We start from the raw sequence: 14,840 nt of genomic DNA, 5'->3' as shown, positions 1-14,840 counted from the left end.
AGAAATTAAGGTATATAATGTTTTTATTTGGCATTGAGCATGAAGTTGCTTTCCTAAACAAAGAAGGAAAGTTTGCTGATTTTTCCCACACCAAATTTGCTGATTTCAATCAAATTATTGAAAACCTACCCACATACCCCAGCGACTATCCTCAACTGCGCGTCGGGGATGCGGGTATTAAGCTGAAGAGATGGTACATTGAGGGATTTGAAAGATTTGCGGATTCTGACCAGGTAATAGACTGTCATGCTAAAGGTATCGAAATTAGAACAACTATACATTCTGATATTCAAGGCGCTATTACTGAATTGTCAGAAAGTTTTCACTTGCTATGTAAAATTGCCGCTAACTTTGGTTTTTCACCAGTTTTGGTTAGTTTTAATCCCTACAATCCAGTTTTTGAGCCTCAACCCCCATTAAACGATTATGAAATCAGACAGCTACAGCCTTATCCTGAGGAACAAACTGCTAATATTCATATGGTGACATACGGCCCAGATTTAAATATTTCAGTGGTAAATTTGTCTACTGAACGTGTGATTGATATTGGCAGAAAGTTAACTTATTACAGTCCTTATATTGTTCCTTTTAGTTATAGTTCCCCTTTTTATAACGGTAGTTTATGGGATGGGTTATCAGTACGAACATTTGTCAGAACAGGAAAAAGACCAGCAGCATTGGTTTTTGTTGAAAAACAGGAACAATTGATTAATAGCATACCTTCCCTAACAAAAATCGCCCGCATTCCGGCTGAAGTAGGTCGCATTGAATTTAAAGCTTGTGATAGTTGTGATGATTTTCTCATCTATGCGGCTTTGCTGACATTATTAAAAGGTTTGGTGCTAGATGAAACCTTGTTGGATAGAGCAACTGTACCCGATGCAGCATTACACCAACTTTCTGCAAAAGAAGGCTTTGACAACGCGGATATTTTTGGGAATGCGACAAAGGTCTTACAAGCAGCTGAAGTCGCACTGGCAGATGACCCAGATATTCATTTGTTAACACCATTGAAAGTGATGCTGGAGAAGCGAAAAACAAGATCCCATGAACTAATAGAAATGTTCCATCGCGTAGGTTCAATAGAAGAGGTAATAAGGCAGACTTATCAAGTCTAAAGGTGATTAGAGATTAGGGACTGAATTATTATCGTAAATAAAAGGGTTTAAGACCCCAACCATTACACGTAGCGCGGAGGCGGAGTGGCTCCGCCTCCGCTCAGTTTCAGTCAGGGTTTAAATCCCCGTCTGAAAATGTCTTTAATTACGAATTACGAATTACGAATTACGAATTATTTAACGATTTCTAATGTCTAGTATACTTTTTTAAAACTTTATATAAATTTTAGATGATAAGTACTTTAACGGAATTTAAGTCGTTTGGCTTTAATTGCGTATTTTTGCAGTAGCTTTTGTATTTTTTGATAGTTAATCTGAAACAAGGCACGGATGCAAGACAAAGCTGAGTAATCAGCTAACTTTTTTATGTTTTACCGTCTAGCGTTAACCTCTAGCCTGTTACTGGCAAGTCTGTCCAGCGTGCAGGCATTCGCTTTAGATCAAGCTGCGCTAGCTCAAAGCGTAGATGTTCCGTTCAGTGGAACAGTTCCAGTTGAAGCTACCTTTAGTTCTCCTGCCCCTAGCACTGCTGAACCAACTATTTCTAGGGGTTCTGGTGGAATCCCGACAAAGTTTGAATCACAAACTCCTGCCAGTATGGGTGTGCAAAGCAACACATCTGCCACCATCTCTGTTTCGCCTCCCAGGTTTGTATCTGGGCCTAGTGCCGATCCATCTGGGACAACGTACATTGGGTTTTTAAAATTTGGTTCGACCAACCTTCGCAGTGATGTTAACGGTGGAAGCGCCACTTTGCCAGCAGGTAACACCAATCTAGAGGTGGATTTGTTAGTAGAGCGGCCAGTAGCATTTACGCCAGGAATTTATACCTACGTTGTTACCTTAACGATCGCACCATAACTGTTTTCTGCAACCCTTATTTATTTGAGAAGGATTTAAAAATGATTCGTCATTCTTTATTAACTGCTGCTTTGATAATTGTCAGTTCTGCTGCTCTTGCACCCAAAACAATGGCACAAACGGCTGATGTTCCGTTTACGGGAAATGTCGCTGGTGTCTGCAACTTTGATCAAATTACTCCTGGTAGATTGGGACTCAATCAGCCGACTAACCCAACTGCACTAGCGGGAGGATTTCCTGGAGGGGCATTTGGTAAAGTTTTGGTTAGCTGTAACCAAGGTGCCAGAGTGAGTATATCTCAGCCACAGCAGACCGGCGGCCCTGGGTTTACACCTGTGTTCTCTGTCGGGAATATCAACTCACCTTTTGGCAATACGAGTTCTCAAGGTGGTTTTCTGTCGTTGCCTCCTGGTGGCGGCTTGCCTTTGGATATAGACATGATAGTAGATAAGGGTACTCCCCTTGTTCCTGGAAACTACAGTTATGTAACAACGTTGACTATCGTGCCATAGACGAGAATTTTCCTAGTTTACCTTCAGTTTTGTTGAGAAAAATAGTTGCTAAATATCTTGTCGCTAAAGATTTAATCTTCAAGCGGCAAGATATTTTTCTAATGACCGATAGATAAAATAAGTCGGCTTTTGGGAACTATAAATCAGGAATTAAATTTACAATACTGCCATCGTTATAAATATGTTCAATAATAATTGGCGCTCTTTAGCTGCTGCTAGTGCTGGCTTGTTCGCCCTAGTTTTGTTTCCTAGTGCTGCTAAAGCCCAAATGAGCGTTTCTCCACTGGTGATTGAAGCCAAAGCGGAACGCGGACAAGCCCAAGGAATGATCACGATTTCCAATACGAGTAAGACCCCCTCTCGGATTCGGATCTATGCTCAACCTTTCACATATAGCCGCGATGCAGGGTTTCAAACCTTACCCTCTAGTCCCAGTGACTTAACGAAATATCTGCAATTCTCACCGCGTGAGTTGACTGTCAAACCAGGTGAAATTCGGCGGGTGCGCCTCATTAGTCGCTTGGCTCCTAATTTACCTGATGGCGAATATCGAGCGGTAGTGTTTAATGAAACTCTTACCGAATCTAAAGATAGTGCAGGTAATAATATTACTTTGGTAGCACGAATTGGCGTGACATTATATGTCAGAAAAGGCAACCTTTCTCCTAAACTAGTAGTTGATAGTGCTAGCTTCAATTTAGAGCAAAAACAAATTCAACTCTTAGTTCGCAATAGCGGTCAGGCAACAGTCCTCCCTAGTGTAAATTGGACATTGCGCCAAGGGCAAACTGTTGTTAAAACTGGGCAATTAGATGCTAATACTGTAGTGGCAAATAGCGATCGCAATTTTTTATTAAGTTACCCCAACAAAGACCAACCAGCCCTGAATCCTGGTCAATATCAGCTAATTGGTGAGTTGCTATGGGGTGAGGATAGTAACAAAACTAAGTTGCCATTCAATGTAAATATTACTATCCCCACTCAAAGGGCTGGATCACAAAAGAAATAAGTTGGACTTTAAAGCAACTGAAAACCCAGATTATTTAAAGCTTTACGCAATTGATGTCGGACTCAGAACTAATCTAGCAAATCAGGTTCTTCGCGCACAATTCTGTCATAAAGTGGCTGGAAACCGAACCACCCATTTGTATGTGACCCCACTTGAGTTTGTGTTAAACGGGCTGTTTCATGTTTGATTACACTGGGTCTACCCGCAGCTTCGGCCAGCAGTTGTGCTTGACACGATCGCTCTAAGCTAATGTACCAAAAGGCAGCTTCATCTACTGAATGTCCCACGGTTAAAATGCCGTGGTTACGCAGGATGAGGGCTTTTTTTGTACTCAATGCTTCAGCAAGTCGTTTGCCTTCGGAGGTATCTAAGACGACACCTGTATAGTCATCAAACAGCGCATGATCTTCGTAAAAAGCACAAGAATCTTGAGTTAAGGGGTCAAGGAGATGACTCAAACTAGACCAGGCTTTACCATAAATTGAATGGGCGTGAGCAGCCGCTATTACATCAGGTCGAGCTTCATGAATCTCAGAATGGATAGCGAAGGCAGCTTGATTTACGTGAGTATCGCCTTTAACCACCTCACCTTCTCTGTTGACCAAGAGCAGGTCAGAGACTCGAATATGACCGAAATATGTCCCGAAGGGATTGACCCAGAAATGGTCTGTAAACTCCGGGTCACGAGCTGTAATATGACCTGCGATTCCCTCGCTGAAACCAAACTTACCAAACAGGCGAAAGGCAGCAGCTAGGCGTTGTTTACGGTGCAGCCGTTCGTCTTCAATTCGCTGGAATACGGGGGGTTTTGGTCTATCGTACTTAGGCATATTCTTTTTCTTATTGTTTGCAGGGAGCGTTGCAATATCCAGAGCGAAAGGACTTGACGCTGTGAGATTTTAAAATGAACTGGTGACGCAAGACACAGCCAGTATCATTACCCAGGAGATGAATGGATACTGATGCACTGTGGGATGTGGTTTTGAGGGCGTGGATATCACCATCTGGGGGTAAGAGGTGGTATGTATCAGATGGTTAAAGCGATGCCTGCGGCGGGCAAAGCCTACGCACTTTGGTTATTTGTAATTGTGCGTGTCCTTCGGTGTCGCTGTTATCTACACGGCGATAGACTGTTTCTTGTTGATTGCCTTTGTATAAACCAATCAATCCCCAAGCCAAATGAGCGTGGATGGGAGTTGTTGAACCTGGGGAAATCACTAAGCTGAAAATTGACAGTAAACGGTCTTTGGCACGATAAAGTAGCCATTGACCAATACCACTCCCCATACTGCTTTCGGCATTGACTTGGGCAAACTTTTCAGGTAGCCATTCCTGTTGGGCAAGCAGTTCTTGAAAATCGGGTTTTAGTCTGGCGAGAGTTTGTGTACGATCATCATCGGTGCAGGCGCTAATTTCCCGCACTGTTGTTACAAAAGATCGTAATTCTTGACTCTCAATAAACCATTGGTCTTTTAGTAATGGTTCCAAGATGGTGTGATTTGTCATCTATAATTCCTCGCTTTGGGAAGCGACTGACATCAATATCAATTTTTTTATCTTTGCTGACAATAGTAATAGTAGTTTTAACACCAGAATGAGTATTAAAACCAAGTTGCTTAAGTTTATATAACAAAAAGATTTCTTTAGAATTATTGCGATCGCATTATCTCGATCACTCTCTCAGAGAACATCCCTCCTTGGCGTGTTGCGTTAAATGTAAAACATCTACATAAACTTGTATCGGAGAACCTGGTCAGGAATAATATAGACAATAAACTTTGCGTAGGCATAGCCCAGGCTTCGCTAGATAACAATGACTACTGTAATATTTGTACATGGCACTGGAATTAGAGAACGAGAATACAACGAAACCTTTAAAATCGTTGAGCAAAAGATTCACGCCCAACGTCCTGAGATTAAAGTTGCTCCCTGCCTTTGGGGTGCATTAGGTGCAAAGTTCAGCGAAAATCGGGCATCAGTACCCTTGGAAGATGCGACACTGGCTTTATCTCAAGGAGAAGTAGACGCAGAGATTGTACTGTGGGGGCAATTATACTGCGATCCTCTGTATGAATTACGGCTGTTGTCTTTGAAACCTATTGAGTCAGAAAATGCTTTTGGGGAAGAACCAGGGGATATTTTAGAATCTCGTGTAGCGAGTCTCATTCCGACATCTCAACTGCAAGCTAAGTTGCAAGAGGCGGGAATTGCAGAAATATTTGAGCAAGCACGAGAGGCTGTTATCCACAGTGAACCATATTATCAGGCATTGCTCACAGTTTCCGAAACTGATTTGAGTGAATATTATGCACCAATAGCTAGAGCGATCGCAGCTCAAGCAATATTTATTAGCGAACAGCAAGAAAAATTTCCCCCCATACTCACCGATGCTCAACTGCGGGATAATGTTGTGGAATTGCTAACTCTGGCTTTGGGAGAGGCAGAATTAGGATTGGGTAGCTGGTTGTTAAAGCCACTTGTTGAATTAGCGTTGCCAATGGGAACGAATTATGTCAGAGGAAACCGCCTTGAACTAACTGATAAAATTTCGCCGATGCCTGGTGATATCTTGCTGTATCAAACGCGGGGTGAAAAAATTAGGCAGTTTATCCAGCAACAAATAGAAGAAGCAGAACCGCCAGTGGTTTTACTCGCCCATAGCTTGGGAGGTATCGCTTGTGTAGATTTGCTAGTGCAACAGCAGTTGTCTCAGGTGGAATTATTGGTAACAGTTGGTTCCCAAGCACCATTTTTATATGAGATTAACGCCCTCTACAGCTTAGAATATGGACAGTTATTACCAGAGCATTTCCCGGAATGGTTGAATATCTACGATTTACGGGATTTTCTCAGTTACGTTGGTAATAAAATTTTCTGCGATCGTGTGCAGGATGTGCGAGTGGATAGCAAACAACCATTTCCCCGTTCCCACGGTGCTTATTGGACAAATGCTAAAACCTGGGAGGCGATTATTTCGAGGTTGCCATAATGGAGGTAGTGCTGTCAAGGTGAGTCTTGTATTCATTACGAGCCTTTTAACTCGACAGTTGAGCCTCTGAACTCAGAAGTTGAGCTTTTGAACTCGGAAGTTGCACCTTTTAACTCGACACTTGAGCTTTTGAACTCGGAAGTTGCACCTTTTAACTCGACAGTTGAGCCTTTTAACTCGACAGTTGAGCCTCTGAACTCGGAAGTTGCACCTTTTAACTCGACAGTTGAGCCTTTTAACTCGACAGTTGAGCCTCTGAACTCGGAAGTTGAGCCTTTTAACTCGACAGTTGCACCTTTTAACTCGACAGTTGAGCCTCTGAACTCGGAATTTTAAAAATTCTCAAAGAACAAGTGAAGATTTTGTCTGAACGAATATGAAATTCAAGCTACATATCACCCAATACGGTTTGGTTAACTTGTTTATTGAGCGGAGATCCCCCCAACCCCCCTTAAAAAGGGGGGCTAGTATCATCTCTTTTACCCCCTTTTTAAGGGGGTCGCCACAGGCGGGGGGATCTTATCCGAACAGTATTGGACATATCATCTTGACAGGGTTGCCCTAATGGAAATTATGGCTAAACCCGATCGCACTTTTGGGTTAATTGTGGGTATTGAAAAGTACCATGAATCTGAGTGGAATGTGAAGGGTGGGGGGCCAGCCGATGACGCGCTGAAATTTGCTCATTGGCTGCATCGGCGCGGTGTACCGAAGGAGAATATCCGGTTATGTTTATCAGCACTGGAAGAAAATCAGCAGTTAATTGGGGAATGTGGGTTAACTGTAGAATTAGCAACAGAGCAAAATATCTCCGACATTGTGACTAACTTTTTATCCCAACAGTCGGGGGATTTACTCTACATTTTTTGGGCGGGACATGGTTTGATTACCTCAGAACGAGAGCGTCGGTTGATTTTTGCTGATGCAAATAAACAGAATTGGCAGAACTTAGATTTGAATTCTTTATTAGTTTTGTTGGGTTCCGATAAATTTCAGATTCGTAATCATATTTGTATTATTGATTCCTGTGCAGATTTTCGTTCAGAATCAAAGGGCAGACCAACAAACTTAGGTGGCAAAACTTTTTTGAGTGGACAGCCAAGGACAGATACTCAACAATTTGTGTTACTGGCTACGCGTGAAGGAGAGACAGCTAAGGTAAATTCTGAAAATAAAACAGGATATTTTTCTCAAGCTGTGAGAGAGGCTTTAGCCGCAGCTAATGGGACTTTTCCCCCAAACATGAGGGAAGTTACCGAGCAAGTTAAGCAAGTATTTATTAGTTTAGATAAAAAACAACTGCCGACTTATTTTTATTCCCGCAGTTGGGATGGAGATATCGAAACATCTCATTTCAACCCGTTTGATATCCCGCATAACATCCAACAGAGTCAAGCTGTTAAGTTTGTCGGGAGGGATGAGCAACTAGAACAATTGCTTCAGCTATTGCAAGCAAATGATATTGTGGCAATTAGCGATGTGACTGGACAAGGTGGGGTGGGTAAAACAGAGTTAGCTATTCAATACTCAGAGCGATATTTGGGAGATTATTCTGGCGGTTGTTGTTGGTTAAATCCCCAAGGAACTGATTTGGGAACCCAGTTAATCAACTTTGGAATGGTTCATTTTTCTAACTTCAATCCTCCTGATCAATTAGATGCAACAGGTAAAGTTTTATATTGCTGGAAGAATTGGCAAGCTGGCAAAGTTTTATTGATATTTGATGATGTCAAAGACTGGAAGCAAATTCAACCCTACCTACCACCCAAAGGTTCTGTGTTTAAGGTGTTAATTACCACTCGTCAAAACACGGGGTTAATATATCCATCACTGCCGCTAGGTGAATTGTCACCAGATGCAGCCTTAGAATTATTAGCAAAGCTATTGGGGGATGAATATGTTCGACAGGAGACGGAGACAGCAAAAAAACTTTGTGAATTAATGGGCTATATACCCATTGGACTTTATCAAATAGCGGCGTATAGTCGCAACCGAGGGAGATCATGATGTTAGCAGACATTCTCGCACAGCTACAAAAGCAAGCACAGAGCGGCGAGTCTGGTGTAGCAGCAGCTTTTGAGTTGAATTGGCAAAGCTTGGAACCAGAGGCGCAAAAATTGGCTTGTCTGTTGAGTTTGTTTGCTTTGGCTCCTATCCCTTGGTCTTTGGTAGAATCAGCAGCAAGTTATGGCGATTTGGAATTTGACCTAAAAGATAACTGCACCGTTTTAGTTGAGCGTTATTTGCTGCAAGAATTAGCAGAGGACACTTACCAAATCCATGAACGCATTCGGGAATTATTGCAGCAGAAGTTAGAAGATTTGGCTGAAGCAGATGAACTTAAGCGTGGCTTTTGTCAAACAATGGTAGCCGTAGCAAAAGATATTCCTGAGACACCTACATTGATAGAAATTGCTAAAGTAACTCTTGCCATCCCTCACCTTGGGGAAACTGCCACAGTTTACCAAGCTTGGTTAAGCGATAATGATTTAATCTGGCCCTTTGTAGGCTTGGCTAGATTTTACCAAGGTCAAGGAGCCTACGTGCAAGCTTTACCTTGGCGTGAACAATGTTTATCATCTGCTAGAAAACGTTTCGGGGATGAACACCCCGATGTGGCAACTAGCCTGAACAATTTGGCATTCCTCTACAATTCACAGGGAAGGTACAGCGATGCCGAACCTTTGTTAATCGAAGCTTTGGCGATGACAAAACGCCTGCTGGGGGATGAACACCCCGATGTGGCAACTAGCCTGAACAATTTGGCAGCACTCTACAATTCACAGGGAAGGTACAGCGATGCCGAACCTTTGTTAATCGAAGCTTTGGCGATGACAAAACGCCTGCTGGGGGATGAACACCTTGATGTGGCAACTAGCCTGAACAATTTGGCATTACTCTACGATTCACAGGGAAGGTACAGCGATGTCGAACCTTTGTTAATCGAAGCTTTGGCGATGAGAAAACGCCTCCTGGGGGATGAACACCCCGATGTGGCAAGTAACCTGAACAATTTGGCATTCCTCTACGATTCACAGGGAAGGTACAGCGATGCCGAACCTTTGTATATTGAAGCTTTGGCGATGAGAAAACGCCTGTTGGGGGATGAACACCCAGATGTGGCAACTAGCCTGAACAATTTGGCATTCCTCTACGATTCACAGGGAAGGTACAGCGATGCCGAACCTTTGTATATCGAAGCTTTGGCGATGAGAAAACGCCTTTTGGGGGATGAACACCCCGATGTGGCAAGTAGCCTGAACAATTTGGCATTACTCTACAAATCACAGGGAAGGTACAGCGATGCCGAACCTTTGTATATCGAAGCTTTGGCGATCGCTGAAAAACGTTTGGGGGCAAATCATCCTAATACAATAACCTTTCGTAAAAATCTGGAATACTTGCGGCGGAATCGTCAGCCTTTATTCAGGAGAATGGTTGCTTTTGTCTCTCGTTGGTTTCAGTAATTTAGGTAATCTGCATCGGCTGCATTACCTGCCTGGGATTCAAATCCTAGTCTAATAAGTAGGCAAGATAATTAATTACACAATGTCATTGCGATCGCTTCTCTACAAGACGCTGCGATCGCCAGGGCTGCAATCATGCGATCGCTCAATACGGTTCGGCTAAGACTCGATCCCCCCACAACCCCCCTCAAAAAGGCTTGCTCAGAATGGCTCTATTTCCCCCTTTTGAAGGGGGATTAAGGGGGATCTTTAAGAACTATGCATCTTAACCAAACCATATTGTGCGATCGCTCCCCTTGCAATAACTGTAATTAATTTTGTTTATCTACTTAATGAGCCTCTGAACTCCGTCAACAAGTTTTTGATGTTCTCAGCTCGACTTTATCCAAATCAAAGAAGGTAAGCTACAATCGCTTTCTCACTTCCCCCAAGAAAATTGTAGTATCCCCTTGACATTATGTAGAAGCTATACTACATTTGTAGTATAAAGATAAAAGCATCAGTATCATTGAAACTTGGGTCTGTAGCTCTAACGGTAGAGCTCCCGGATATCACTTGTGCCCTAACAGAAAAAGCTTACATACTTGCTCAAAGGTAGAGCGATCATCTGCTAAATGATAAGTGCAGGTTCAATTCCTGCGGTGTTACCACAGCTTTTTTAACTTGCACGAGGTGTGAGTGAAACTCTCACAGGGAGGGTATCGGTTCAATCCCGATCAGATCCACTAATATAATTCGTAATTAAAACAAGAGGTGATTGCAATGGTTCATATTCGATTTGAAGGACGTTCTGTTGATGTTGCAAAAACACAACTGGGAATTGTCGGAGGCATGAATGATGTGGCAGTGAAGGAGCGCGTTGCTCGGCATTTAGATGTGAATAGCGATCGCCTTTGTACTTACATAGTTGATCGCCGTCCTAGCGGTGACTTGATTATCCGTCCCGAAGCTGTTTATGGTTAAAGTACTTCTCAATCACTTATACAAAAAGAGGTGACTTCAATGATGTTCGCTAACTCATTTTTAATAACAATTCAATTAGTAAAACTGCATTTAAACAACGTGAGATATGAGCGAACATCGTTTGAGCGAGATTGTGATTGAGCGTCCTCGCGGTGGAAGAAGAATCAGTCTTAAAAAGCTGAGTGGCTTTAAAAAGCAATTACACAAACTTACCGAGGAAGCGAGTCAGGATGGATTGTTAAATCCCTACCTGATTAAACCAACAAATAAATCCAAGTATCTTTCAGATCATCTCGGCCCCCTGCGGCGGTTTTTGCGATCGAAAACTGGACACCCTTGGAATGACGTTTACAGCGAACTGTGTCAACGATTAAATCCGAACACAATGATAGGACAGCATGTTATCGATCATGTGTGGGACTACGTTGAACGGCATGTAGAAATAATTGATGGTGAATTTTATAGCAAGCTTTACCGAGGGTATCGAATTAAGTTAGATGCAAGCGTTCGCGATCGCTTCTATATTCATCCTCAAACTGGAATTCTTTGTGCAGCCGAGAAAGTGCCTCGAAAGCAAAAGCAAACCCAGCGGCCAACTGATGTTGTCATCGTTGATGGTTATCATCAGTACCACAAGCTGAACGAGATTTGGTATCTAATTACCTTTGGGGATTTTGCACCGCCATCAACTGATTATGTGACAGATGTTATGAAAGGGATAATTCACCATTCTGCCGCAATATATGTAGGTCGAAAAATTTATGCTGTTAGTAAACAACAGTGTAATAAGAGAGAAATTCGATTTATTTTAAATCAACTTTCTCAACACTAAAATTCTCACTTCGTGCCCTAACTGGAGAAGCTTACATACTAGCCGAATGGTACAGGCACTTGACTTAAGATCAAGCGATTACGGGTTCAAATCCCGTGTGTGAATCAACAGCTTTTTCGACTTGCACGAGGTGATTTTATTTCATTTCAACATTGAGGTGAGAACGATGAAAAATATTAATTCTTTCAACATCGAGCCTGATGATTTAGACTATTTCTGCTTTTGAACCATTAAGTAAACGTCGTGGCTACCCATTTTAGCGAGTAGTGTCAACGATTTCGGTACTTTACTAGGACTTACGCAAAGCTAAATGCGGTAGGGGCAATTCATGAATTGCCCCTACCCAAAAATAAGGGTTTTGGCTATTGTTTGCGTAAGTCCTGTTTACATCAAAACTGGCAGTTGTTGCCGCGCCCCGATCGCGGAAGCTTACATAACTCTGCAAAAGTTGTACACAATGCTTCCCCAACTTGCGCGGTGACTTTATTACCTCGCGTGCAACATCTGCCTCCTTCAATTTTGGATTTAAGATTGCAATCCAAAATCTAAAATCCAAAATCCAAAATTCTTAGAGGAGGTTCCCATGAACACCGCAGAACGTGACCTGCGTCTGGAAATACTCAACAGTTTGCTCACAAGTCCTCACCGCAAGCTTGAGCAAGTTACAGAAATTCATCAGTTAATTGTTGAACTCGATCCCATTTTCTACGGACACTTGGCAGTCTGGTATCAGCATCATGGTGATGTCCGCGATCACAAGGAAGTGTTTGTTGGTCACTTATTAACCAGCAATTTGACTGAACACCGAGATGCTGGATTTGTGATGTTGCAAGAGTTTCCACCCTATCAGGTAGCTCGTGTGGTGGACTTCATGAAGCAGCACCAGAATAAAATGCCGCGTTCGGCTCGGACTGCGGTGCGGTGTTACCTGAAGGTACGGGAGAGCAATCCGGCTCTATTCGATCGCGCTGCTCTCCGGGGTCGCAAGGCAATGAAGCACTTGTATGCTTCGCTGCACATTAAGCCAAATGAGCGGGCAAATGCAATTCTGTTCCGCGATACTCCTCCAGAGGGTTCCTTAGCAGATATGCTGAAGCAGCTTGCTAAAGCAGAAAGTGCCGCAGAACAGGCACGGCTAATTGTGGAGTTCAAGATTCCCTATACGATCGCAGTTGGTGCAATCAAGCAACTTACGCCAGTTGTGTTGGTGGCGTTAATTAACAGCATGACTCCTCAGGAAGCGATCAATAACCTCAAGTCTCTCCAGACTAGAGGGGCAATGGATCACCCAGAAGTCAAGAAGCTGATTGATTCCAAGTTGGAGTCAGCATCTAAGAGTGGGCGCGTCTCAGCATTCAAAGCACAGATTGCAACAGATGCCGCAGATTTTGACGCAGACACCGTTGCCCGACTGGAAAAGGTGACTAACGAGCAAGTGAAGCGGCGCGGTGCGATCGCACGTCCAACTGCCTTATTGGTGGACAAGTCTGGCTCAATGGAAAATGCGATCGCTATCGGTAAGCAACTCGCTGCCCTAATCTCTGGTATCACTCAGGCAGAACTGTTTGTCTACGCCTTCGACACCATTCCTTATGCTATTACAGCAAAGGGCAAGGAGTTGACCGACTGGGAGCGTGCCTTCCAGCACATCAAGGCAGGCGGTAGCACTAGTATCGGCTGTGCATTGGAAGCAATGCGGCGGAAAAAGCAAGTGGTTGACCAGATTATCCTGGTGACGGACGAAGGCGAGAATGCGGCTCCTTACTTCGGTGAAGTCTACAAGACCTACTGCCGGGAGTTGGGGATAATGCCGAATGTGGTGATTGTCCGTGTGGGCACTTATTACGACTGGGTGGAGAGTCAACTAAAGCAGCAGCAAGCACCTGTAGATACGTTTACTTTTGCAGGCGACTACTACAGTTTGCCGAACCTTGTTCCACTTTTGACGCGCCCCTCTCGTCTGGATTTGCTGATGGAAATTCTGGATATGCCGTTGCCTGTGCGATCGGATAAGTAGAGTAAATCAGGGTGCATAGGTAATACACAATGCACCTAAAAACTTTACAACTTGACTTAAAATATTCTATAGATTTGAAGAATAAAACCCAATCTGCTGATACTATTTATTCTTGCTACGGATTATTAAAGTCAATTCCTGCTTTTATAGCTTTTTCTTTAAGATAGTTAGTGAAAGCAGAGCAAGACACAAGCATAAACTTGGCATCTTCAAAGTCAAGGTCAGATTCATCTAGTAAGGCATGGCGTATACCGTCAGCATCACTTGTATAACCGTATAACTTGCTAAATGCTCCACTTAAGGCAGGATGCAAATCAACTTTTTGTTCTTTTTCTATAATCTTTAAGGCTGTTCCTAATGTTACCTTGTTATCTTTGGCGATTAGACAACAAATTGATTCCACAGCGCTAATAGATTCTTTTATAGAATTCCTATAGTCAGGGTTTTCTTTCCTCGACAAATAAGTTAGTGCAGTGTTAAGGTGATTGGATACTGGAGCCAATCTATCCTGGTCTGCTAAAGCTTCTTCTATTTCCTTAATTTCTGTCTCTGAGGTTATTCGTGTAATTATCGAGCCAAGAAAACGATAGCCGGACAATTCACGTTCAAAAACATGATTGCATAAGCTAATAAACTTTTCTCGCGTAGAATCATTTCTGTAATTTCTAGCAATAAACTGTAAAAAATCATAAACTTCATTAAATTTATATTCAAAAAAAGATTGTTTGATAAAAGCATAATCTTGTCTCCAGTATCCTGATAAATCATCAAATTTCTTCTTAAAATGAGAAAACCACAAATCCTTAATTAAATATTTTATATCATCTCTTTCAACATACTTGTAGGTGGATGATTCTGTTTCAGAATAGTCTATATGGTAACCCTGATAATATTTTTCTAGTTTGTTCCAAAATAATAAAGCTAAGACATTCCATAAGCTGTTACGCAGATCATCATTCATTGACTCAATCTGCATAATGTCTCTCTTAAGTTTAAAGCCATGCCTCTCAGAAAAGGTATCCATACTTTAGTTTTTTTTTAGTCACTCAATTAACTATGTTATAGCGTAATT

At 42.5% G+C, this 14,840-nt stretch carries 14 protein-coding genes and 2 tRNA genes; 13 read left to right on the top strand and 3 right to left on the bottom strand.

The genetic code is table 11. From position 1 onward, the window contains the following. The first annotated feature begins 17 nt into the window (after positions 1-17). From F8S12_RS02050 to F8S12_RS02035, 4 genes are all read left to right on the top strand, one after another. Positions 18-1,118 carry a glutamate--cysteine ligase gene (locus F8S12_RS02050; protein WP_196514559.1) on the top strand — a complete coding sequence of 367 codons (1,101 nt, stop codon included), beginning with the start codon at positions 18-20 and terminating at the stop codon, positions 1,116-1,118. 366 nt (positions 1,119-1,484) lie between these two features. Then, positions 1,485-1,979, top strand: a complete 495-nt coding sequence (locus F8S12_RS02045; RefSeq protein WP_196514558.1) for a hypothetical protein — start codon at positions 1,485-1,487, stop codon at positions 1,977-1,979. A 41-nt stretch (positions 1,980-2,020) separates the two neighbouring features. Beyond that, on the top strand, positions 2,021-2,491 hold the full coding sequence (locus F8S12_RS02040) for a hypothetical protein (protein WP_196514557.1): 471 nt from the start codon (positions 2,021-2,023) through the stop codon (positions 2,489-2,491). Between the two features lie 181 nt (positions 2,492-2,672). Beyond that, positions 2,673-3,500, top strand: coding sequence for a P pilus assembly protein, chaperone PapD (locus F8S12_RS02035; protein ID WP_196514556.1), 828 nt, complete (start codon positions 2,673-2,675; stop codon positions 3,498-3,500). 68 nt (positions 3,501-3,568) lie between these two features. On the opposite strand, the gene F8S12_RS02030 is transcribed toward F8S12_RS02035, so the two are convergent. Together F8S12_RS02030 and F8S12_RS02025 are read right to left on the bottom strand one after the other, a co-directional pair. After that, positions 3,569-4,330 carry a class II aldolase/adducin family protein gene (locus F8S12_RS02030; RefSeq protein WP_196514555.1) on the bottom strand — a complete coding sequence of 254 codons (762 nt, stop codon included), beginning with the start codon at positions 4,328-4,330 and terminating at the stop codon, positions 3,569-3,571. Between the two features lie 205 nt (positions 4,331-4,535). Further along, the gene (locus F8S12_RS02025) at positions 4,536-5,006 is read right to left on the bottom strand and encodes a hypothetical protein (RefSeq protein ID WP_331001332.1); all 471 of its coding nucleotides are present in this window, start codon (positions 5,004-5,006) and stop codon (positions 4,536-4,538) included. A 307-nt stretch (positions 5,007-5,313) separates the two neighbouring features. On the opposite strand from F8S12_RS02025, the gene F8S12_RS02020 reads away from it, so the two are divergent. The 9 genes from F8S12_RS02020 to F8S12_RS01980 all read left to right on the top strand — a co-directional run bounded on the left by F8S12_RS02020 (position 5,314) and on the right by F8S12_RS01980 (position 13,768). Beyond that, complete coding sequence (locus F8S12_RS02020) at positions 5,314-6,489, top strand: hypothetical protein (RefSeq protein ID WP_196514554.1); 1,176 nt, start codon at positions 5,314-5,316, stop codon at positions 6,487-6,489. Between the two features lie 87 nt (positions 6,490-6,576). After that, complete coding sequence (locus tag F8S12_RS02015) at positions 6,577-6,825, top strand: hypothetical protein (RefSeq protein WP_196514553.1); 249 nt, start codon at positions 6,577-6,579, stop codon at positions 6,823-6,825. A gap of 228 nt (positions 6,826-7,053) precedes the next feature. Continuing rightward, positions 7,054-8,496, top strand: coding sequence for an NB-ARC domain-containing protein (locus F8S12_RS02010; RefSeq protein ID WP_196514552.1), 1,443 nt, complete (start codon positions 7,054-7,056; stop codon positions 8,494-8,496). Beyond that, positions 8,493-9,956, top strand: a complete 1,464-nt coding sequence (locus F8S12_RS02005) for a tetratricopeptide repeat protein (RefSeq protein ID WP_230967732.1) — start codon at positions 8,493-8,495, stop codon at positions 9,954-9,956. The genes F8S12_RS02010 and F8S12_RS02005 overlap by 4 nt, the downstream gene beginning before the upstream one ends. A 579-nt stretch (positions 9,957-10,535) precedes the next feature. Further along, a tRNA-Ser gene (locus tag F8S12_RS02000) sits at positions 10,536-10,606 on the top strand. 112 nt (positions 10,607-10,718) lie between these two features. Continuing rightward, a complete protein-coding gene (locus F8S12_RS01995) occupies positions 10,719-10,919 on the top strand; it encodes a hypothetical protein (protein ID WP_196514551.1) in 201 nt (66 codons plus the stop codon). Between the two features lie 106 nt (positions 10,920-11,025). Further along, positions 11,026-11,751, top strand: coding sequence for a hypothetical protein (locus F8S12_RS01990; protein ID WP_196514550.1), 726 nt, complete (start codon positions 11,026-11,028; stop codon positions 11,749-11,751). 32 nt (positions 11,752-11,783) lie between these two features. Beyond that, a tRNA-Leu gene (locus F8S12_RS01985) sits at positions 11,784-11,853 on the top strand. A gap of 481 nt (positions 11,854-12,334) precedes the next feature. Further along, entirely contained in the window at positions 12,335-13,768 is a 1,434-nt protein-coding gene (locus F8S12_RS01980; protein WP_196514549.1) for a vWA domain-containing protein, read from the top strand. A 115-nt stretch (positions 13,769-13,883) separates the two neighbouring features. On the opposite strand, the gene F8S12_RS01975 is transcribed toward F8S12_RS01980, so the two are convergent. Next, positions 13,884-14,792, bottom strand: a complete 909-nt coding sequence (locus F8S12_RS01975) for an AbiJ-NTD4 domain-containing protein (protein ID WP_196514548.1) — start codon at positions 14,790-14,792, stop codon at positions 13,884-13,886. Between the last annotated feature and the right edge of the window lie 48 nt (positions 14,793-14,840).

It is taken from the genome of Nostoc sp. WHI, assembly GCF_015714725.1.
Taxonomy (GTDB): Bacteria; Cyanobacteriota; Cyanobacteriia; order Cyanobacteriales; family Nostocaceae; genus Nostoc.
The sequence above is the reverse complement of the archived record's forward strand: the minus strand, read 5'-3'. Positions and strand labels throughout refer to the sequence as shown.

What these genes read in the sequence shown, in the direction of transcription:
- F8S12_RS02040 (WP_196514557.1), top strand. Translation starts at nt 2,021, where the DNA reads ATGATTCGTCATTCTTTATTAACTGCTGCTTTGATAATTGTCAGTTCT.
- F8S12_RS02045 (WP_196514558.1), top strand. Translation starts at nt 1,485, where the DNA reads ATGTTTTACCGTCTAGCGTTAACCTCTAGCCTGTTACTGGCAAGTCTG.
- F8S12_RS01990 (WP_196514550.1), top strand. Translation starts at nt 11,026, where the DNA reads ATGAGCGAACATCGTTTGAGCGAGATTGTGATTGAGCGTCCTCGCGGT.
- F8S12_RS02030 (WP_196514555.1), bottom strand. Translation starts at nt 4,330, where the DNA reads ATGCCTAAGTACGATAGACCAAAACCCCCCGTATTCCAGCGAATTGAA.
- F8S12_RS01980 (WP_196514549.1), top strand. Translation starts at nt 12,335, where the DNA reads ATGAACACCGCAGAACGTGACCTGCGTCTGGAAATACTCAACAGTTTG.
- F8S12_RS02010 (WP_196514552.1), top strand. Translation starts at nt 7,054, where the DNA reads ATGGAAATTATGGCTAAACCCGATCGCACTTTTGGGTTAATTGTGGGT.
- F8S12_RS02025 (WP_331001332.1), bottom strand. Translation starts at nt 5,006, where the DNA reads ATGACAAATCACACCATCTTGGAACCATTACTAAAAGACCAATGGTTT.
- F8S12_RS02020 (WP_196514554.1), top strand. Translation starts at nt 5,314, where the DNA reads ATGACTACTGTAATATTTGTACATGGCACTGGAATTAGAGAACGAGAA.
- F8S12_RS02050 (WP_196514559.1), top strand. Translation starts at nt 18, where the DNA reads ATGTTTTTATTTGGCATTGAGCATGAAGTTGCTTTCCTAAACAAAGAA.
- F8S12_RS02035 (WP_196514556.1), top strand. Translation starts at nt 2,673, where the DNA reads ATGTTCAATAATAATTGGCGCTCTTTAGCTGCTGCTAGTGCTGGCTTG.
- F8S12_RS01975 (WP_196514548.1), bottom strand. Translation starts at nt 14,792, where the DNA reads ATGGATACCTTTTCTGAGAGGCATGGCTTTAAACTTAAGAGAGACATT.
- F8S12_RS01995 (WP_196514551.1), top strand. Translation starts at nt 10,719, where the DNA reads ATGGTTCATATTCGATTTGAAGGACGTTCTGTTGATGTTGCAAAAACA.
- F8S12_RS02005 (WP_230967732.1), top strand. Translation starts at nt 8,493, where the DNA reads ATGATGTTAGCAGACATTCTCGCACAGCTACAAAAGCAAGCACAGAGC.